The following is an 18,511-nucleotide window of genomic DNA, read 5'->3' as shown; positions in this document are numbered from 1 at the left end:
CGGACTGTTGCCAGTTTCGCGCCTTTTTTGTCTGAACATTTTAAGAAAGCGTTATTTCTTCAACACTTGCCATTTGAGTTCGTTGGTGCCCACCACATTCGGATCACGGGAACACTGCAGGACCACGCTGTCTGCCGTGACAACGGCCCCCTCGCTGTAACTCTGGTTGTTGTAGATACAGCAATTGTGGCAGGTTGGCGCGCTGTTATTGTTGTTGCCGCTGTTCTGCCAGATTTGCGGCGGCAATGGCACAACGACATCCGTACCGTTGCCGATATTGCTGCGGTTCGCCATCGCCGGTGCAGCCAGCAACGCGGAACTGATCAGCGCTGCCATCAGAACTTTACGGATAAAAACATTATTCATCACTGTTTGCTTCCTTCCCTTTGGTACTCGCTTTGCGGCGTTTAGGGGCGCTTTTGCCTTTCGCCACAGCGCCCGCCGGTTTGGAAGGCAGACTGCGGAATGCCGAAGACACCCGGTTCGTTTTGGCCTGCATGATGAGATTCTGCAACGTCGCGACCAGCGGTTGCATGAAATCCTGATAACGGCAGCTCTTTTCACTGATACGCGTCAGCGTGGATTCCCAGTCAGCGGTCATATCCGGGCGGGCGGCGATGTCCGGCAGCGAGTGGATCAGCGCGCGGCCGGTATCGCTGGAATGAATATAGCGCCCTTTCTTATACAAAAATTCGCGGCGGAACAGCAGCTCGATAATCCCGGCACGGGTTGCTTCCGTACCTAATCCATCTGTCGCACGCAGGATTTTTTTCAGTTCTTTATCCTGCACAAAACGCGCAATCCCGGTCATGGCGGAAAGCAATGTAGCATCGGTAAAAGGCCGCGGCGGCTGGGTCTGGCGTTCAACCACTTCTCCGCGCTCGCACAACAGTTCGTCACCTTTGGCCACCACCGGCAGCGGCGTGCCTTCGTTTTCCTCGTCGCGTTCTTTACTGCCCAGCAACGTGCGCCATCCCGCCTCGGCCAGAAAACGCGCTTTGGCGATAAATTTACCGCCCGCGATATCCAGGTCGATAACACATTTGCGGTAAACCGCATCCGGGCAGAACTGCATCAGATACTGACGCGCCACCAGGCCGTAAATTTTGCGTTCGTCATCCGTCAGATTGACGTTACTGCTGCGCGCCGTCGGGATAATCGCATGGTGCGCATCAACCTTTTTGTCATCCCAGCAACGGTTACGTAAATCGGTATCCACTGCCGGTTGTGGCATCAGGTCAGGCCGGTGAACGCCAATGGCATTCAGCACGGCATGACGCCCGGCAAAATGCTCTTCTGGCAGATATCGGCAATCCGAACGCGGATACGTAATCAATTTGTGCGTTTCATACAATTTCTGACAGATATCAAGAATTTGCTGAGCACTCAGCCCGAAGGCTTTAGAGCCTTCAATCTGCAATGTGGAGAGTGAAAACGGCAGCGGCGCAATATCATTCTCACGCTTGTCATTATAGCCGGTGACCATCGCCGGTTGTCCGGCAATACGCGCCACGACATGATCGGCCAGCGGACGGTGCAGCAATCGCCCTTCTTCATCCTGATACGGCTCGCAGGAATCACTCGGCTGCCACAGCGCGACAAAACGCTCTTCGGCAGGTGTGACGATATGCGCTTTTACTTCAAAGAAATCTTTCGGCACGAAGTTTTCGATATCTTCATCGCGACGGACCACCAGTCCGAGAACCGGGGTCTGTACGCGTCCGACGGAGAGCACGCCGTTGTAACCGGCGTTGCGCCCCAGAATGGTGTAGGCGCGGGTCATATTGATGCCGTAAAGCCAGTCGGCACGGGCGCGGGCCAGCGCGGAAACACACAGCGGAATAAAATCACGGTTGTCGCGCAACCGCTCAATAGCACGCTCGACGGCCTGCGGGTTGAGATCGTTAATCAGGCAGCGCTGGGTCGCGTGACGTTTTTCCGGCGTCAGTTCGAGATAATCCAGCACTTCATCCACCAGCAACTGCCCTTCGCGATCCGGGTCACCGGCGTGGACAACCTGCGAGGCCTCGAGCAATAAGCGTTTAATCACGTTGAGTTGTTTGGCGACGGAAGAACGCGGCTGAAGCTGCCACTTTTCAGGAATGATCGGCAAATCGGCGAGCGACCAGCGCGCAAAGCGGCTGTCGTAGGCATCGGGCTGCGCCTGTTCGAGTAAGTGGCCGACGCACCAGGTCACCACCTGATCGTTGCCACAGGCAATATAACCATCGCCCCGGCGATGAGGTTTCGGCAGGACATCCGCAATCGCGCGGGCAAGGCTGGGTTTTTCGGCAATGAACAGACGCATCAACAGGCACCTGTTTGCGGTGTAATCGCGACAAAGATTTCCATTATCCCACCCTTCATTTCACTACGTCCTCATCATGCAGAGTGGCTATGTTAGCCGCTGACGGCGTAATTAGTAAGATGGTTACAAGGATCCGCGACGGCGGTCGCTCATTTAGGCAGCAAAAAACCGGTTTAATCGGAAAAGGCCGATCAAAACCGGTTAATAAGCGAGCGGTCTGATTTTACAAATGCGTGATGAATGGCGTGCTGTCGGCCGGGATCACCTGCAAACTGGCTTTCAGTTGCGGTGTACCGAGATACAGGAAACCGACGATTTTATCGTTTTCACCACATTTGAATGCCTTGCGTACGTCCGGATGATCAGTCCACGCGCCGGTACGCCAGATGCCGTTAAAACCCTGCGCCAGTGCAGCCATCTGCATGGCGTAAACCGCACAACCGGCGGAAAGCAACTGTTCCCATTGCGGTACTTTAGGACTTTCTTTGCACACGGCAATCACGGTAATAATTTGCGGTGCGCGCAAGGGCGCCTGCGTGGCTTTCTCAATGGCTTTTTCATCCGCGCCGTCTTTTATGGCGGCCGCGCGCAGCACCTCACTGAAACGTGTCAGGCCGTCGTTTTCAGCAATGACAAAACGCCAGGGTTGCAGGGCACCGTGATCCGGGGCGCGCATACCCGCATGGATGATGTTTTGCAGCGCTTCACCGGCCGGTGCCGGTGCAGCCAGGCGGGAAGCAGAACGGCGGTTAAGTAATAAGTCCAAAGCGTCCATGATATTCTCCTGAGAATAATTGCTATTTGAATTACGTTAACATAATCGTAACGCCTTTTTCCAACGGTCAACTGGCTTTCAGATAATGCATCACTGCCAAACTCTGACATGATTTAAAGCTGACATTTTTCTGGCGGGTCATTAGGATAGCGGGACTTATCTGTCTTGTTGGAGAGACCATGCGCACATTGTGGCGAATTATCGCCGGTTTTTTTAAGTGGACCTGGCGTCTTCTTAATTTCGTCAGAGAATTCATTCTCAACGTATTCCTTATTCTCATTATTCTGGCTGGTGTTGGCATCTGGTATGCCGTGCAGGACAAGCCTGTCGAAACGACCCAAGGTGCACTGCTGGTTGATCTCAGCGGCTCAGTGGTCGACAAGCCTTCCGTCAATAATAAAGTCCGTCAGTGGGGACGCGAATTGCTGGGCACGTCGAGCAGCCGCTTGCAGGAGAACTCACTGTTTGATCTCGTCGAGACCATCCGCTCCGCTAAAGACGACAAAAACGTTACCGGGATTGTGTTACAGCTGACCGATTTCACCGGCACCGACCAGTCTTCACTGCAGTACATCGGTAAAGCACTGCGTGAATTCCGCGATGCAGGCAAACCGGTTTACGCCATCGGCGACAGCTATAACCAGTCACAATATTATCTGGCCAGTTACGCCAACAAAATCTATCTGTCGCCGCAGGGCGCGGTCGATCTTCACGGTTTTGCCACTAACAATCTGTATTACAAATCCCTGCTGGATAAGCTGAAAGTCACCACCAATATCTTCCGCGTCGGAACCTATAAATCTGCCGTTGAGCCATTGATCCGTGATGATATGTCTCCTGACGCCCGTGAGGCAGACAGCCGCTGGATTGGCGGATTGTGGACCAACTATCTCAATACCGTGTCAGCCAACCGTCAGATCACGCCCGAACAACTGTTCCCGGGTGCGGCGGGCGTGCTGGCGGGTATGCAGGCAACCGGCGGTGATATGGCGCAATATGCGCTGAAAGCCAAGCTGGTTGATGCACTGGCGTCACGCACCGAAGCCGACAACGAGATGGTGAAAGCCTTTGGCTGGAACAAAGACACCAAAGACTTTAATTACACCAGCATTTACGATTATTCGCCGAAGCCAAAACCGGACAACAACGATCCGCAAATCGCGGTGATCTTTGCCACCGGTGCAATTAACGACGGTGAAGAACAACCGGGCGCAGTCGGTGGCGACACCACGGCACAGCAAATTCGTGATGCCCGTCTGGATCCGAAAGTGAAAGCGATTGTCTTGCGCGTTAACAGCCCGGGCGGCAGCGTCAGCGCTTCTGAAGTCATCCGTTCCGAACTCGCGGCTGCGAAAGCCGCAGGTAAACCGGTTGTGGTTTCAATGGGCGGTATGGCGGCATCCGGCGGTTACTGGATTTCAACACCAGCCAACTACATCATCGCCAGCCCGAGCACCCTCACCGGCTCCATCGGTATCTTTGGTGTAATCAACACGTACCAGAACACGCTCGATTACGCGGGTGTGCATACCGACGGCGTGGCAACGTCACCGCTGGCGGATATCGCTTCCACCAAAGCGCTGCCGCCGGAGTTCTCGCAGATGATGCAACTCAATATCGAGAACGGTTATAAAACCTTCCTCGGTCTGGTTGCCGATTCACGCCACAAAACGCCTGAGCAGATCGACCAGATCGCCCAGGGCCACGTGTGGATCGGTTCAGATGCCAAAGCCAATGGCCTGGTTGATGAGCTGGGTGATTTCGATGACGCTGTGAAGAAAGCCGCTGAACTGGCCAAACTGCCAAAATGGCAACTGAACTGGTATGTCAGCGAGCCAAGCCTGAGCGACCTGGTATTCTCGCAGGTCAGCGCATCGGTCCACGCTATGTTGCCAGCGGCAATCCAGGCGTATCTGCCTGCGCCGGTGAGCAAAATGGCCATGGCGCTGAAATCACAGGCTGACCTGTTCAGCAACATGAACGATCCGCAGAACCGTTACGCACTCTGCCTGACCTGTGGTGATGTGAAGTAACGTTCCGTTTTGGGATAATGTGGGATAAAGAATCGCCTTAATGCACAGCCCGGAGCTTCTTGCTGAGAACTCCGGGCTTTTTTAGGGTGGGACGTCAGCCACGAAGCCTTTATACTTAGCGCAGTTGCTTTCACCTTTCTAAAAAAGAACATCTTCGATGACTAAAAAATCTATTTACGTTGCCTATACCGGCGGCACAATCGGTATGCAGCGTTCTGAACAGGGTTACATTCCGGTGTCCGGCCATTTACAACGTCAGCTGGCGCTGATGCCTGAATTCCATCGCCCTGAGATGCCTGAATTTACCATTCAGGAATACGCGCCTCTGATGGATTCCTCCGACATGACGCCGGAAGACTGGCAGCACATCGCCGACGATATTCAGGCGCATTACGACGACTACGACGGTTTTGTTATCCTGCACGGCACCGACACCATGGCATTCACCGCTTCTGCACTGTCGTTCATGCTGGAAAATCTGAGCAAACCGGTGATTGTGACAGGGTCACAGATTCCGCTTGAAGCGTTGCGTTCTGATGGTCAGATCAACCTGCTGAACTCGCTGTATATCGCCGCGAATCATCCGGTCAACGAAGTCACCCTGTTCTTCAACAACCGTCTGTATCGCGGCAACCGCAGCACCAAAGCGCACGCAGATGGTTTCGATGCCTTTGCCTCACCGAACCTTTCGCCGCTGCTGGAAGCCGGGATCCACATCCGCCGACTTTCCACGCCGTCACTGCCTGAAGTGCCTGCGGCGAAGCTGAAAGTGCATCACATCACGCCACAACCGATCGGCGTGGTAACGATCTACCCGGGCATTTCCGCCGAAGTGGTACAAAACTTCCTGATGCAACCGGTAAAAGCGCTGATCCTGCGCTCCTACGGTGTCGGTAACGCCCCGCAAAAAGGCGACCTGCTGAAAGTGCTGAAAGACGCATCTGAGCGCGGCATTGTGGTGGTTAATCTGACGCAATGTATTTCAGGGCGCGTCAACATGGGCGGCTATGCCACCGGCAACGCCCTCGCCCATTCCGGTGTGATCAGCGGCTTTGATATGACCGTGGAAGCGGCACTGACCAAGTTGCATTATCTGCTCAGCCAGTCACACACTCCCGAGGAAATCCGCGAACTGATGCAGCAAAACCTGCGCGGCGAACTCACCGAATAAATAAGAGGGCGATATGAAATCTGCTTTGTTGCTGGTCGATCTGCAAAATGATTTTTGTCGCAGCGGCGCGCTGGCCGTGACTGACGGCGACGCCACGATTGCGGTTGCCAATAAGATGATGACATGGTGTAAAAGCCATGACATCGCCGTGGTGGCATCGCAGGACTGGCATCCGGCGGGACATCGCAGCTTTGCGGTGAATTCCCACGCGGAGCCCTGGACGTCGGGCGAACTGAACGGTCTGCCGCAAGTCTGGTGGCCGGTTCACTGCGTTCAGCGTGAACCGGGCGCTGAATTTCACCCGGGGCTGAATCTGCCGCAGGTGGATTTTGTGGTGCAGAAAGGCACCAATCCTGACATCGACAGTTACAGTGCGTTTTTCGATAACGGACATCGTGCTGCTACGATGCTCAATGACTGGCTGAAAGCGGCGCAGATTACACATGTGTATGTGATGGGGCTGGCGACGGATTACTGTGTGAAATTCACGGTGCTGGATGCGCTGGAGCAAGGTTATCAGGTGACACTGCTGACCGACGGTTGCCGTGGCGTCAATCTGCAACCCGAAGACAGTGCTGAAGCGGTTGAAGCGATGCGTAAAGCAGGGGCAAAAATCAGTACCTCTGAGGCAGTAACAGGCTGAATTTGTCTTCCCGTCTGACTTGATAAAGGCGCTTCAGCGCCTTTATCAGCAAACAGCACTTTCGCAACCCGCCCACTTACTCCGGCTTCAGTTTAATCAGCGTATCCTGCGTAAATTGCTGTTTCAGTTCCTGCTTGCTTTTGGTGACAATCTGCCCGTCCGTGCCAATGCTCATGTGCTGGGCATCAACATTGTGACGCGACTGATACAGCATCACGGCCTGCAGGCTGTGCTCTTTCTGTTCCGGCGTCAGCGCGACACCGTCCGGCCACTTTCCGAGTTCAACTGCCTGCGCGAGACGTGCGTAAATTTCCGGCGTCATTACATCAATAAGTTGATTAATTTCCATCTGAGCACCTTGTGTTCATCTGTATTATTCAAACGGTTTTGAATAATAGCTGAATCGATTTTGTCGGTAAAATTACATCACCATTTTCTTGCGAACTAACCGCGGGTTTTATTGCCACTTTTGCCATCCGTAAAGCTCATTGAGGCAGAGTTTATGCAGTAACGTTCACCTGTCGGTTTCGGGCCATCCGGGAAAACATGCCCCAGATGAGCTTCACAGCGGGAACAGCGGATTTCGACACGCGCCATTTTATGCGAATTATCAGTGAGATATTTGATCGCATCAGGGTTAACTGGCTGATAAAAACTTGGCCAGCCACAGCCGGAATCGTATTTGGTATCGGAGTAGAACAACGCTGACTCGCAGACCACGCAATGATAAATCCCTTCGCGGTGGTTGTGCAGCAATTTTCCGGAGAACGGAGGTTCTGTTCCGTGCTCCTGCGTGACATAACGTTGAATTTCAGTGAGTTGGTCAAGTGTAGGGGAAGATTTGGCTTCAATGCTCATGATTCTCGTTCTCTGACGAATATAAAAATCAACTTAAATAACAGTTTATAATAACAAAAAATTAACAACGAGTCTGCCCGTTTTGTCCTAAACTGTATGGCATCAGCGTTAGCCAGCTTGCAACTTGTGATGGCGATCACACTCCTGATCTTCCGGCTCTTTATATTCTGTTTTTCGCCCCCATGTGGTTGTGAGCCGATTTAAAAACGGAACGTGCAATAAGCGAGCAAGAGTAGGTCGTCGCTTTGACTTACAGCAATAATTGACACGATTCCGCTTGACGCTCAGCAAGGTTTTTGTAATTTTACAACCAACCTTTTATTCACTAAAAAAATAGCTGGTGGAATATATGACTATCAAAGTAGGTATCAACGGTTTTGGCCGTATCGGTCGCATTGTTTTCCGTGCTGCTCAAGAACGTTCTGACATTGAGATCGTAGCAATCAACGATCTGTTAGACGCGGACTACATGGCATACATGCTGAAGTACGACTCAACTCATGGTCGTTTCAACGGTACTGTTGAAGTTAAAGACGGTCACCTGGTTGTTAACGGCAAAACCATCCGTGTTACCGCTGAGCGTGACCCAGCTAACCTGAAATGGAATGAAGTTAACGTTGACGTTGTAGCTGAAGCTACTGGTCTGTTCCTGGATGATGCGACTGCTCGTAAGCACATCACTGCAGGCGCTAAGAAAGTTGTTCTGACTGGTCCTTCTAAAGACAACACCCCAATGTTCGTTATGGGTGTTAACCATAAAGAATACGCAGGTCAGGAAATCGTTTCTAACGCATCTTGCACCACTAACTGCCTGGCACCACTGGCTAAAGTTATCAACGACAACTTCGGTATCGTTGAAGCACTGATGACCACTGTTCATGCAACTACCGCAACTCAGAAAACCGTTGATGGCCCGTCTCACAAAGACTGGCGCGGCGGCCGCGGCGCATCCCAGAACATCATCCCTTCTTCTACCGGTGCTGCTAAAGCAGTAGGTAAAGTTATCCCAGCTCTGAACGGTAAACTGACGGGTATGGCGTTCCGCGTTCCTACTCCTAACGTTTCTGTTGTTGACCTGACTGCACGTCTGGAAAAACCAGCGTCTTACAAAGAAATCTGCGCAGTAATCAAAGCAGCTTCTGAAGCAGGCGATCTGAAAGGCGTTCTGGGCTACACCGAAGACGACGTAGTATCTACCGACTTCAACGGCGAAAAACTGACTTCCGTATTCGATGCGAAAGCAGGTATCGCGCTGAACGACAACTTTGTGAAACTGGTTTCCTGGTACGACAACGAAACTGGCTATTCAAACAAAGTATTGGATCTGATCGCTCACGTTTCCAAATAATTGGTTATGTGAATGAACTGATTGAAGGGCGACGCAAGTCGCCCTTTTGCTTTCTGTCGGATGCACTTTTTTATCAGCACATGAGTGCGATCAAACAGACGGGTTTGGTTCATGTGTAGTCTTGGTTCAAAATCGTAATTGTTTAACCCTGACAGGATTTTAGATAATGACAGAACAACTCTTTTCTCTTCCGATCGTAAACCAAATCTCTACCTCCGTTAGCCAGCGTCTTGTCGACGAACTGCCGGTACTCGTTGTGACTCATCCGAAAGTCCGTGCTGCCATTGCCCTGCAAGGTGCACATCTGTTGGCATGGCAGCCTGAAGGCGAAGAGCCGGTGCTATGGATGAGCAGCGCCAGCGCGTTCAAAGAAGGCGTTGCGATTCGTGGCGGTATCCCTATCTGCTGGCCGTGGTTTGGTCCGGCGGGCAAACCCTCACACGGTTTTGCACGTAACGTTGCGTGGGAACTGACTGACCACAAAGAAACTGACGAAAATGTGGTACTGACCTTAACGCTGAAAAGCTCCCCTGAAACACTGGAATTATGGCCGCATGCATTCACGCTGACGGCACGCTTCACGCTCGGGGCAACCTGCCACATCGAGCTGGAGTCGACCGGTGATTTCGAAGCCAACAGCGCCCTGCACACCTATTTCAACATTGGCGACATCGCCGATGTCACTATTAAAGGCCTGGGCAACAGCTTTATTGATAAAGTCGATGGCGCAAAAGCCAAGCAGGAAGACGGTGATCTGACCTTCACGGGCCAGACTGACCGCATCTACACCCAGCCGCAAGCCACCAGCGAAATCGTTGATCCGGTTCTGAAACGTACGCTGGTTGTCGCACATGAAAATAACGCCGATGTGGTGGCCTGGAATCCGGGTTCTGCACTGTCGGTGAGCATGGCTGATATGCCGGATGACGGATATAAAACCATGGTGTGCGTTGAAACGGCGCAAGTTTCTCATACACACACCTCTACGCATGCCGCGCCAGCGCGTCTGGCAGTGACCTTCTCTGTCCGTAAATAACCGGTTTAGGTTTGCAGCAAAGATGACATAGGGGCCAGATGGCCCCTTTTTATCGTCTGATGACCGATGTGAATGATTGACTTCAAACCATATCCAGCGGCGTTTTATGATTCGGTGCCGGGAATACTGTGTCAATTCGTGCTATTTCATCGGCCGTCAGGCTGAGCGTCAGCGCCGCCGCATTATCTTTCACGTGCTGCGGTTGTACCGCTTTAGGAATAGCGATCACGTTACCGGTGCGCGTTACCCAGGCCAGAGCAATCTGCGCGCTGCTGACACCCCGAGCGTTGGCGATTTCCTGCATCACCGGTGCAGTCAGGACGTCGTGACGTAACTTGCCGGCCTGCGCCAGCGGGCAATAGGCCATAACGGGAACGCTGTGCTCCTCACACCACGGCAGCAGGTCAAACTCAATGCCACGGACTGCCGCGTGATACAGCACCTGATTGGTCATGCATGCATTGCCTCCGGGGATTTTCCACAGCGCCTGCATATCGTCAGTATCAAGATTAGAGACACCCCAGCGCCGGATTTTGCCGGATTGCTGCAATTTTTCCATCGCCGTGACAGTGTCATGTAGCGGAATCGAACCACGCCAGTGCAACAAATACAGGTCTAGACAATCTGTTTTTAAACGCTTCAGACTTTGCTCACAGGCGGCGATCGCTTTCGCGCCACCGGCATGATGCGGATACACTTTTGACACCAGAAACACGTCATCACGCCGCCCGGATATCGCTTCACCGACCACCCTTTCCGCACCGCCATCCGCGTACATTTCTGCAGTGTCGATCAGCGTCATACCGGCATCCAGCCCTTGCTGCAAGGCCTTCACTTCGGCACGGAGATCACTGTTCCGTTCCCCCATATACCAGGTACCTTGTCCGATTGCGGGTACTGTCGTGCCATCAGGCAATTGCACGGTCTTCGCTTTCATCTGTTTCCTCCGGTTGGGTCATAGCTGAAAAGTTAATTCGATTCTTTGAAAATTTACTGATCTATAAATGTGCAAATGGGGCGATACGCCCCACTAATGTGCAATATGTTCACCATGATGGTGCATTGCCTCAGAAGGTGTAAGTCACACCCGTCCACAACACGCCAGTCCAGTTATTTTCGATGATCGGGCTGTCGGTCACTTCACTGGACAGACGCAGGTAGCGACCGGTCACGAACCCTTGCCATGCTGGCGTGAAGTTATATTTTGCGGAGACTTCAACATACGGGCTGAAGCTGTCGTTCGGGGAATAGCTATGGAAGCCACTGCGACGGGATTCGTCTTTGGTCACGCCATAATAATACTGGGTGAGATTCGAGCTAAACCAGGTCACACCAAAGCCCGGTACCACAGCCCAGTTAGAGCCTTTAATGGCATACAGATAAGCCAGATCAGCAGTCATGCCATTGCTGGTATCCAGCGTATCCGCATTGAAGCTGGCGCGGAGGGTACCCCACTCGGCATTATGCGAATAAGCCAGACCGGCCATCAGCGTTGAGTGACGTTTATCGAGGCGCTTCATGCGCTTATCGTCGCTGTCGCTTGGGTCAAAGCTCAACGGGAAATAGCTGGCGGTGACGCTCAGTTTGTTGGCGTCATCATTCCACAGGTAATAGCCCGCCATCAGGGTGTGAAAATAGAAATCATCATTGTCGTAATTGATGATCGGTACCGGGTATACGTGGTCATTATTACCACGGTACGGATCCGGAGCGACCAGCGCAGATGCACCCGCCTGCCAGGTTCCCGCCACGGCAGCATGACTGCAAAGCACTGCCGCGCTAACGATGGACAGTGTTTTTAGATTGATCATTTTCATTGTCTTAATTCCATTAAGTAAAAAAACGTCGCTAGTGTAAATGAACCTTAAACGTCACGCTTAGCAATTCTGGGTCTATAAAAAGACATATCCAGAAAAACCGGGGCGATCGCACAATTTAACTGCAAAATATGAAATAAAAATGACTAAAGAAACAACTTCCGCTCTGCAGGGCACGTCCTGTAAGGCTTTTCAGAGCATTCCGCACAACTGAGTCATTGATATGACTTAAAAAACGCCAAAACCAGAGAGGAAATTTTCTTAATGCCAAACTACGCTTATAAATAGATGAAAGACTTAGCCTGAACGGTTGCCCGTCCCACCGAATAAAGACAGTTCTCAAACCATCGAGATTGTCGCTTTCCAAGGGGTTTTGCAAGTTGGCATAAGGGTTGCTGTATTTCAGGTGGGAGATCTTTCTTCCGGGAGCGCTGAAAAAAGCTCTCATTAACCTGTGCGTTACCCGAATCATTGGAATTGCAGCAAGGCGGCAAGTGAATGATTCCCGATGAGCTTACACAGTTAAGTGACCCGGGTGAACAAGCGAAGCCAACGAAGGTGCGGTTCCAAAGACGAAGGGTAAAATAACGAAGGACGGGCATCGTATGAACATATTTGACCATTATCGCCAGCGCTATGAGGCTGCCAAGGACGAAGAGTTCACACTGCAGGAATTTCTTACCATTGCACGGCAAGATCGCAGTGCTTATGTCAATGCGGCGGAACGTCTGTTGATGGCAATCGGTGAACCAGCGATGGTAGATACCGCGCTTGAACCACGCCTGTCGCGTTTATTCTCGAACCGTGTTGTTGCACGTTACCCTGCATTTGAAGAATTTTACGGCATGGAAGAGGCTATCGAACAGATTGTCTCCTACCTGAAACACGCCGCGCAGGGTCTGGAAGAAAAGAAACAAATCCTTTATTTACTGGGCCCGGTGGGTGGCGGTAAATCGTCACTGGCCGAACGGCTGAAATCCCTGATGCAACGTGTACCGATTTACGTGCTGAGCGCCAACGGCGAACGCAGCCCGGTAAACGACCATCCGCTGTGCCTGTTCAATCCGCAGGAAGATGCGCATATTCTGGAAAAAGAATACAACATTCCTCCGCGCTATCTCGGCACCATCATGTCGCCATGGGCGGCAAAACGTCTGCATGAATTCGGGGGGGACATCACGAAGTTTAAAGTCGTGAAAGTCTGGCCGTCGATTCTCGAACAAATCGCCATCGCCAAAACGGAACCGGGCGACGAAAACAACCAGGACATCTCCGCACTGGTCGGGAAAGTGGATATCCGTAAACTGGAAAACCACGCGCAAAATGATCCGGATGCTTACGGTTATTCCGGTGCTTTATGCCGCGCAAACCAGGGTGTGATGGAATTCGTTGAGATGTTTAAGGCACCGATTAAGGTGCTGCACCCGTTACTGACGGCGACACAGGAAGGTAACTATAACGGTACCGAAGGGATCTCCGCCCTGCCGTTCAACGGCATTATTCTGGCGCACTCCAACGAATCTGAATGGGTGACGTTCCGTAACAACAAGAATAATGAAGCGTTCCTTGACCGTGTGTACATCGTGAAAGTGCCTTATTGCCTGCGCGTGTCTGAAGAGATGAAAATCTACGACAAGCTGCTCAGCAACAGTGAACTCTCGCATGCTCCTTGTGCACCGGGAACTCTGGAAACGCTCGCGCGCTTCTCGATTCTCTCGCGCCTGAAAACGCCTGAAAACTCCAGCAGTTATTCCAAAATGCGGGTGTATGACGGTGAAAGCCTGAAAGATACCGACCCGAAAGCCAAGTCCTATCAGGAATACCGCGATTATGCGGGTGTGGATGAAGGCATGAACGGGCTGTCGACGCGCTTTGCGTTTAAAATTCTCTCCCGTGTTTTCAACTTTGACCATGTGGAAGTGGCTGCCAACCCGGTGCATTTGTTCTACGTGCTGGAACAGCAAATCGAGCGCGAACAGTTCCCGCAGGACATCGCTGAAAAATATCTGGAGCACCTGAAAGGCTATCTGATCCCGAAATACGCTGAGTTTATCGGCAAAGAGATCCAGACTGCTTATCTGGAATCCTATTCAGAATACGGACAAAACATTTTCGACCGTTATGTTACCTACGCTGACTTCTGGATCCAGGATCAGGAATACCGCGATCCGGATACCGGTCAACTGTTTGACCGTGAATCGCTGAATGCCGAGCTGGAAAAAATCGAAAAACCGGCCGGGATCAGCAATCCAAAAGATTTTCGTAACGAAATCGTCAACTTCGTGCTGCGTGCCCGCGCCAATAACAGCGGCCGCAATCCAAACTGGACCAGTTACGAAAAACTGCGCACGGTCATTGAGAAAAAAATGTTCTCAAATACCGAGGAATTACTGCCAGTTATCTCGTTTAACGCCAAGACGTCGACAGATGAACAGAAAAAACATGATGATTTTGTCGACAGAATGATGGAGAAAGGATACACACGCAAACAGGTACGCCTGCTGTGTGAATGGTACCTGCGCGTAAGAAAATCCTCGTAACAGAAGATCGTTGGCAACGTCGTTTGGGGGAAATATGACGTATTTTATTGACCGTCGGCTGAATGGCAAGAATAAAAGCGCGGTGAACCGCCAGCGCTTTTTGCGCCGCTATAAGTCGCAAATCAAACAGTCGATTGCCGAGGCCATCAACAAGCGTTCGGTTACCGACGTGGATAGCGGGGAATCCGTTTCGATCCCCAATTCCGATATCAACGAGCCCATGTTTCATCAGGGTCGCGGTGGCTTGCGCCACCGTGTTCATCCCGGCAACGATCACTTTGTGCAGAATGACCGCATCGAACGACCGCAGGGGGGTGGTGGCGGTGGCAGTGGTCAGGGCGATGCCAGCAAGGATGGTGAAGGCGAAGATGAGTTTTCATTCCAGATTTCAAAGGACGAATATCTCGATCTGCTGTTTGAAGATCTGGCGCTGCCAAACCTGAGAAAAAACCAGCATAAACAGCTGAATGAATTTAAAACCCACCGCTCCGGTTACACGTCTAATGGCGTACCGGCCAATATCAGTGTGGTGCGCTCTTTGCAAAACTCGCTGGCCCGCCGCACGGCGATGACAGCGGGTAAAAAACGCGAGCTGCGTGAGCTGGAATCGACGCTGACCGAGGTCGAGCACAGCGAACCAGCACAATTACTGGAAGAAGAACGGCTGCGTAAAGAGATTGCTGAGCTGCGGGCAAAAATCGCCAAAACGCCGTTCATCGATACCTTTGATTTGCGCTACCGTAACTATGAACGTCGCCCCGAGCCTTCGAGCCAGGCGGTGATGTTCTGTCTGATGGATGTCTCGGGTTCGATGGATCAGGCAACCAAAGACATGGCCAAACGTTTCTATATCCTGCTCTATCTGTTCCTGAGCCGGACGTATAAGAACGTCGACGTGGTCTATATCCGTCACCATACACAGGCTAAAGAAGTGGATGAACAGGAGTTCTTCTACTCGCAGGAAACCGGCGGGACCATCGTTTCGAGTGCACTGAAACTGATGGATGAAGTCATTCAGGAACGCTACGACCCGGCGCAGTGGAATATTTACGCCGCGCAGGCCTCCGATGGCGATAACTGGGCTGACGACTCCCCGCTCTGCCATCAGCTTCTGGCACAGAAGATCCTGCCGATGGTGCGTTATTACAGCTATATCGAAATTACCCGCCGCGCCCACCAGACGCTGTGGCGTGAATACGAAGTGCTACAGGAGAAATTCGATAATTTCGCCATGCAGCATATCCGTGAACAGGAAGATATTTATCCGGTATTCAGGGAGCTGTTTCATAAGCAGGTTCAGGATCATTAATGTTTAGTCTTTAAAAACAGCCGGTTAAGTTACTTTTACTGGCTGTTTCCCTTCACTTTTGAGTGCATATTCCCTTTCAATGAGATCAATAAATTACTCTTCGTTTTGGTGAAGATTTTCTTTCCATACGTCCAAACTATACCGTTTCATATGACGCAACAGCACAGTGAGTAAAATAATTTATTGATTAAAAAAGTAAATATCACCATTTATGAACGTATTTATTGGCAAATCATTTCAAAAGTGATGAGCATGCGAAAATAAAGTTACTAAGGACTTCTCTCCGGCATGCCTGCAGATAACCCATTGTTCGAATCGTTCAATGGCAGTCTGAGGAATGCCTGAATATCCACTCGTTCCTGTCGATCGAGAATGCGCAAGAAAAGCTCGATCGCTGGCGGAAGGAACATAACCATGATGGACCACATTCCTCGTTAAATAACCAGACTCCGGCAGAATTTATCCGAAGCCTGCAAACAGGCCCGGATCTCTGATTTATCCTGGCACAGATATTGGGAAGGGATCAGAAACCGGAAATCTCAAAAAGTGCGTGGAAGTAAAACAGGTGTGCTTACAAGGGAGGAGAAAAAAGGACTACAAAAATGATATAGCTTGAGTGCAAGAAGGTTACAGAATGGGTGCAAAAACACCGGCGCAAGGCCGGTGTCGATAGTGCCTGACCAATGTAGGTATTTTGAAGAGACTACATCTGTCGAATATCAGATAAAAATTCATGAAACTCTTTTTCTGTCATCTCAAACTCTGGCCCTTCGACCATTGCAATTAGTGACAGCAACGCAAAATCTAACTTTTTCGTGAGTGAAAAACTTGGATCTTGATAAATATCAAGTGCCTCTTTTGATATTTTAAAAATATCAAACCCATCCGCAACTATTCTTTCAAGCCTATCAGCCACTACGTCTTCCATGCTCATTGCTGCCCCCAATTCTTTAATTCTGCTCCGGTCGGAGGGTAGTGCTGAGCATCAACCGATTGGCCATTAATACTTTTCGGGTGGACACGGATTACCTCCCCTGAATGATCATAGCTTTCCATCCACTGCCTCGTACTGCCCGTTTTAGGATCAAACTCTGTAACAAAAGAAGCCCCCCGAGTAGGGCCTTCCGTTCTGGCTGTGTAGTGGTCAACAAAAATTGGCCACGGCTTTAGAGTTTTCCAGAACAATCGTTCTGATTCGTTGGGCGACTAACCACCATTATATTGATGAGTTTTGAGTTGGCTGTGATATCCCGTTATGTAATTCGTTATCGCTGTGCTGGCTTCGCTAAAATTAGCGTATCCATTATCCGGCATCCATTCTGTTTTCAGACTTCTAAAAAAACGTTCCATCAGGCTGTTGATGCTCCCAGCAATTCCCCCGGCGACCCAGGCTTTGCTTTATCTGATATCTCCACAGTAACTGCTTGAAATTACTACCAGTATAGTGCCTACATTGGTCCGAATGATACAGCAAACCCCCAGAGACTGAAAATAATTTGAAACATAACTACTTAATTAGTTTTTGAGGTTTTGCAAAACCAGTATTTCCGTTTATAAAATATAGTCCGCCATCCCAACGATAGGCCGTAATATTACCTAGATCATCTACACTGATATTTGTGAAAGGATTCCCCTCAGAATCATACTCACTATAAACCTGCCAAATTACTTGAGCACTCGCATCAATCAAGTAAACATTTCTGGCGCATTGCTCTCTGCCATAGATGCTTTCCATATCGAGCCGATCATATAGCACTACTTTATTTCCATCTTTTACACTTAACTCGTTCACAATTTGGTCAGTCATTTCAATAATCTCATTTTAAAGGTATTGGCTTACCTAATAATGCCGCTGGTATACGATCTAAAAGCTCATACTGAACCCCACCAGAACTTGATGCTCCAAACTGCGGCTGAGGTGCAACTTTCCCAACTTGCATTTTGGTTCCTGCTGGCACAATTGTAAGTATTCAACCAAAGTGCAGAAGCGTCAGTATGGCGGTGAGCTGTTTGCACAGGCGGCTCTAGGACTGGGTTATCACCCGTTTTAGCGTTTGCTGGATGAAGGGGAGCATTTGGTTCACTCCGGTGAGCGTCACATCGTCTACCGTTGCCTGCGCAACCGGCGCTTTACCCATAAACGCGATGTTGGCGGCAACACGCAGATAGTAATCTTCTGCACGATTGAGCGGGCAGCGCCCAGAGTTGCCCCCAAGCCAGTTTTCGCTCTAACGACCTGTCCTCGCGGTTCGACACGATTAGTAGTGCGAAAAAGGCCGAAAAGGCACTGAGAAACATCACCAACGGGAAAGCGTAGCTAAACCAAATTGGACGGGCTTGTACCACAGAGACTTCGCGACCAGTGTATACCAGTAACCCCACCGCTGAGAATGCACTTGCCAACGCCAGCCATTGAGTAGCGGAGCCGTCACGGCGCCAGCAGCAGCCAGCATCATTGCTGCTCTATACCGAACAACTCCCTTGCGCAATCCCCGCAAAGCACCCAGGGTCGCTGCAACGCCCACGGCGAGCAGCGCCACAGGCGTTGCATGACGTATGTCCATGCCGAGGCCGAACACCAGCGCCAGTCAGTCCCAGCGCGGCTCCGATGATTAGGCCCAGCAGTCCACCCGTCAATGAGAGCATCGTGAATGATCTCTACTTTCCCTTGAG

16 protein-coding genes and 4 pseudogenes are annotated in these 18,511 nt (G+C 51.0%); 8 read left to right on the top strand and 12 right to left on the bottom strand.

Going from position 1 to position 18,511, the window contains the following annotated elements:
• Window positions 1-51 precede the first annotated feature (51 nt).
• The 3 genes from GW591_RS05440 to GW591_RS05430 form a co-directional block, all read right to left on the bottom strand.
• Entirely contained in the window at window positions 52-366 is a 315-nt protein-coding gene (locus GW591_RS05440; RefSeq protein ID WP_013575370.1) for a DUF1496 domain-containing protein, read from the bottom strand.
• Window positions 359-2,308, bottom strand: coding sequence for a DNA topoisomerase III (locus GW591_RS05435; RefSeq protein ID WP_013575369.1), 1,950 nt, complete (start codon window positions 2,306-2,308; stop codon window positions 359-361). The genes GW591_RS05440 and GW591_RS05435 overlap by 8 nt, the downstream gene beginning before the upstream one ends.
• 223 nt (window positions 2,309-2,531) lie before the next feature.
• Window positions 2,532-3,083, bottom strand: coding sequence for an NAD(P)H nitroreductase (locus tag GW591_RS05430; protein WP_166860224.1), 552 nt, complete (start codon window positions 3,081-3,083; stop codon window positions 2,532-2,534).
• Window positions 3,084-3,262: 179 nt separating this feature from the next.
• Here GW591_RS05430 and sppA point away from each other — a divergent pair, with 179 nt between their 5' ends.
• The 3 genes from sppA to pncA all read left to right on the top strand — a co-directional run bounded on the left by sppA (window position 3,263) and on the right by pncA (window position 6,930).
• A complete protein-coding gene (gene sppA, locus GW591_RS05425; RefSeq protein WP_013575367.1) occupies window positions 3,263-5,116 on the top strand; it encodes a signal peptide peptidase SppA in 1,854 nt (617 codons plus the stop codon).
• 157 nt (window positions 5,117-5,273) lie between these two features.
• Window positions 5,274-6,287, top strand: a complete 1,014-nt coding sequence (ansA, locus tag GW591_RS05420) for an asparaginase (protein ID WP_013575366.1) — start codon at window positions 5,274-5,276, stop codon at window positions 6,285-6,287.
• A 13-nt stretch (window positions 6,288-6,300) separates the two neighbouring features.
• Window positions 6,301-6,930, top strand: a complete 630-nt coding sequence (pncA, locus tag GW591_RS05415; protein WP_013575365.1) for a bifunctional nicotinamidase/pyrazinamidase — start codon at window positions 6,301-6,303, stop codon at window positions 6,928-6,930.
• A 76-nt stretch (window positions 6,931-7,006) separates the two neighbouring features.
• Here the strand turns inward: pncA and GW591_RS05410 are convergent, their stop codons facing one another.
• Both GW591_RS05410 and msrB read right to left on the bottom strand, forming a co-directional pair.
• Window positions 7,007-7,279: a YeaC family protein gene (locus tag GW591_RS05410; protein ID WP_015689892.1), complete on the bottom strand. Its 273-nt coding sequence runs from the start codon at window positions 7,277-7,279 to the stop codon at window positions 7,007-7,009.
• Between the two features lie 95 nt (window positions 7,280-7,374).
• Window positions 7,375-7,788, bottom strand: coding sequence for a peptide-methionine (R)-S-oxide reductase MsrB (msrB, locus tag GW591_RS05405; RefSeq protein ID WP_119261590.1), 414 nt, complete (start codon window positions 7,786-7,788; stop codon window positions 7,375-7,377).
• A 349-nt stretch (window positions 7,789-8,137) separates the two neighbouring features.
• On the opposite strand from msrB, the gene gapA reads away from it, so the two are divergent.
• Together gapA and GW591_RS05395 are read left to right on the top strand one after the other, a co-directional pair.
• A complete protein-coding gene (gapA, locus tag GW591_RS05400) occupies window positions 8,138-9,136 on the top strand; it encodes a glyceraldehyde-3-phosphate dehydrogenase (RefSeq protein WP_013575362.1) in 999 nt (332 codons plus the stop codon).
• A 166-nt stretch (window positions 9,137-9,302) separates the two neighbouring features.
• Window positions 9,303-10,172 (top strand): D-hexose-6-phosphate mutarotase, encoded by an 870-nt coding sequence (locus GW591_RS05395; RefSeq protein ID WP_119261589.1) that lies wholly within the window; start codon window positions 9,303-9,305, stop codon window positions 10,170-10,172.
• Window positions 10,173-10,254: 82 nt separating this feature from the next.
• On the opposite strand, the gene GW591_RS05390 is transcribed toward GW591_RS05395, so the two are convergent.
• Window positions 10,255-11,109, bottom strand: a complete 855-nt coding sequence (locus GW591_RS05390) for an aldo/keto reductase (protein ID WP_112152625.1) — start codon at window positions 11,107-11,109, stop codon at window positions 10,255-10,257.
• A 130-nt stretch (window positions 11,110-11,239) separates the two neighbouring features.
• The gene (locus GW591_RS05385; protein WP_013575359.1) at window positions 11,240-11,989 is read right to left on the bottom strand and encodes a MipA/OmpV family protein; all 750 of its coding nucleotides are present in this window, start codon (window positions 11,987-11,989) and stop codon (window positions 11,240-11,242) included.
• Between the two features lie 605 nt (window positions 11,990-12,594).
• On the opposite strand from GW591_RS05385, the gene yeaG reads away from it, so the two are divergent.
• From yeaG to GW591_RS05370, 3 genes and pseudogenes are all read left to right on the top strand, one after another.
• Window positions 12,595-14,529 (top strand): protein kinase YeaG, encoded by a 1,935-nt coding sequence (gene yeaG / locus GW591_RS05380; protein ID WP_013575358.1) that lies wholly within the window; start codon window positions 12,595-12,597, stop codon window positions 14,527-14,529.
• Between the two features lie 34 nt (window positions 14,530-14,563).
• Window positions 14,564-15,838 (top strand): YeaH/YhbH family protein, encoded by a 1,275-nt coding sequence (locus GW591_RS05375; protein ID WP_013575357.1) that lies wholly within the window; start codon window positions 14,564-14,566, stop codon window positions 15,836-15,838.
• Window positions 15,839-16,123: 285 nt separating this feature from the next.
• Window positions 16,124-16,332, top strand: a pseudogene (locus GW591_RS05370) (integrase core domain-containing protein); the annotation flags it as partial.
• A 209-nt stretch (window positions 16,333-16,541) separates the two neighbouring features.
• Here GW591_RS05370 and GW591_RS05365 read toward each other — a convergent pair.
• From GW591_RS05365 to nrfD, 5 genes and pseudogenes are all read right to left on the bottom strand, one after another.
• A complete protein-coding gene (locus GW591_RS05365) occupies window positions 16,542-16,766 on the bottom strand; it encodes a hypothetical protein (protein WP_173362071.1) in 225 nt (74 codons plus the stop codon).
• A 216-nt stretch (window positions 16,767-16,982) separates the two neighbouring features.
• Window positions 16,983-17,312 (bottom strand): annotated as a pseudogene (locus tag GW591_RS24060) (IS3 family transposase); the annotation flags it as partial.
• Between the two features lie 33 nt (window positions 17,313-17,345).
• Window positions 17,346-17,645 carry a hypothetical protein gene (locus tag GW591_RS05355; RefSeq protein WP_013575354.1) on the bottom strand — a complete coding sequence of 100 codons (300 nt, stop codon included), beginning with the start codon at window positions 17,643-17,645 and terminating at the stop codon, window positions 17,346-17,348.
• A gap of 238 nt (window positions 17,646-17,883) precedes the next feature.
• Window positions 17,884-18,030: pseudogene (locus tag GW591_RS24225) on the bottom strand (hypothetical protein); the annotation flags it as partial.
• A pseudogene (gene nrfD, locus GW591_RS05350) lies at window positions 18,026-18,262 on the bottom strand (NrfD/PsrC family molybdoenzyme membrane anchor subunit); the annotation flags it as partial. The pseudogenes nrfD and GW591_RS24225, both read right to left, overlap by 5 nt.
• Between the last annotated feature and the right edge of the window lie 249 nt (window positions 18,263-18,511).

The organism is Rahnella aceris (assembly GCF_011684115.1).
In the GTDB taxonomy this organism is placed as follows: Bacteria; Pseudomonadota; Gammaproteobacteria; order Enterobacterales; family Enterobacteriaceae; genus Rahnella; species Rahnella aceris.
This window is presented reverse-complemented; position numbering and strand designations above follow the sequence as displayed.

Coding starts and splice junctions, on each gene's coding strand:
- GW591_RS05410 (WP_015689892.1), bottom strand. CDS start 7,279: ATGGAAATTAATCAACTTATTGATGTAATGACGCCGGAAATTTACGCA.
- gapA (WP_013575362.1), top strand. CDS start 8,138: ATGACTATCAAAGTAGGTATCAACGGTTTTGGCCGTATCGGTCGCATT.
- GW591_RS05390 (WP_112152625.1), bottom strand. CDS start 11,109: ATGAAAGCGAAGACCGTGCAATTGCCTGATGGCACGACAGTACCCGCA.
- GW591_RS05440 (WP_013575370.1), bottom strand. CDS start 366: ATGAATAATGTTTTTATCCGTAAAGTTCTGATGGCAGCGCTGATCAGT.
- GW591_RS05385 (WP_013575359.1), bottom strand. CDS start 11,989: ATGAAAATGATCAATCTAAAAACACTGTCCATCGTTAGCGCGGCAGTG.
- GW591_RS05430 (WP_166860224.1), bottom strand. CDS start 3,083: ATGGACGCTTTGGACTTATTACTTAACCGCCGTTCTGCTTCCCGCCTG.
- msrB (WP_119261590.1), bottom strand. CDS start 7,788: ATGAGCATTGAAGCCAAATCTTCCCCTACACTTGACCAACTCACTGAA.
- sppA (WP_013575367.1), top strand. CDS start 3,263: ATGCGCACATTGTGGCGAATTATCGCCGGTTTTTTTAAGTGGACCTGG.
- ansA (WP_013575366.1), top strand. CDS start 5,274: ATGACTAAAAAATCTATTTACGTTGCCTATACCGGCGGCACAATCGGT.
- GW591_RS05375 (WP_013575357.1), top strand. CDS start 14,564: ATGACGTATTTTATTGACCGTCGGCTGAATGGCAAGAATAAAAGCGCG.
- pncA (WP_013575365.1), top strand. CDS start 6,301: ATGAAATCTGCTTTGTTGCTGGTCGATCTGCAAAATGATTTTTGTCGC.
- GW591_RS05365 (WP_173362071.1), bottom strand. CDS start 16,766: ATGGAAGACGTAGTGGCTGATAGGCTTGAAAGAATAGTTGCGGATGGG.
- GW591_RS05395 (WP_119261589.1), top strand. CDS start 9,303: ATGACAGAACAACTCTTTTCTCTTCCGATCGTAAACCAAATCTCTACC.
- GW591_RS05435 (WP_013575369.1), bottom strand. CDS start 2,308: ATGCGTCTGTTCATTGCCGAAAAACCCAGCCTTGCCCGCGCGATTGCG.
- yeaG (WP_013575358.1), top strand. CDS start 12,595: ATGAACATATTTGACCATTATCGCCAGCGCTATGAGGCTGCCAAGGAC.
- GW591_RS05355 (WP_013575354.1), bottom strand. CDS start 17,645: ATGACTGACCAAATTGTGAACGAGTTAAGTGTAAAAGATGGAAATAAA.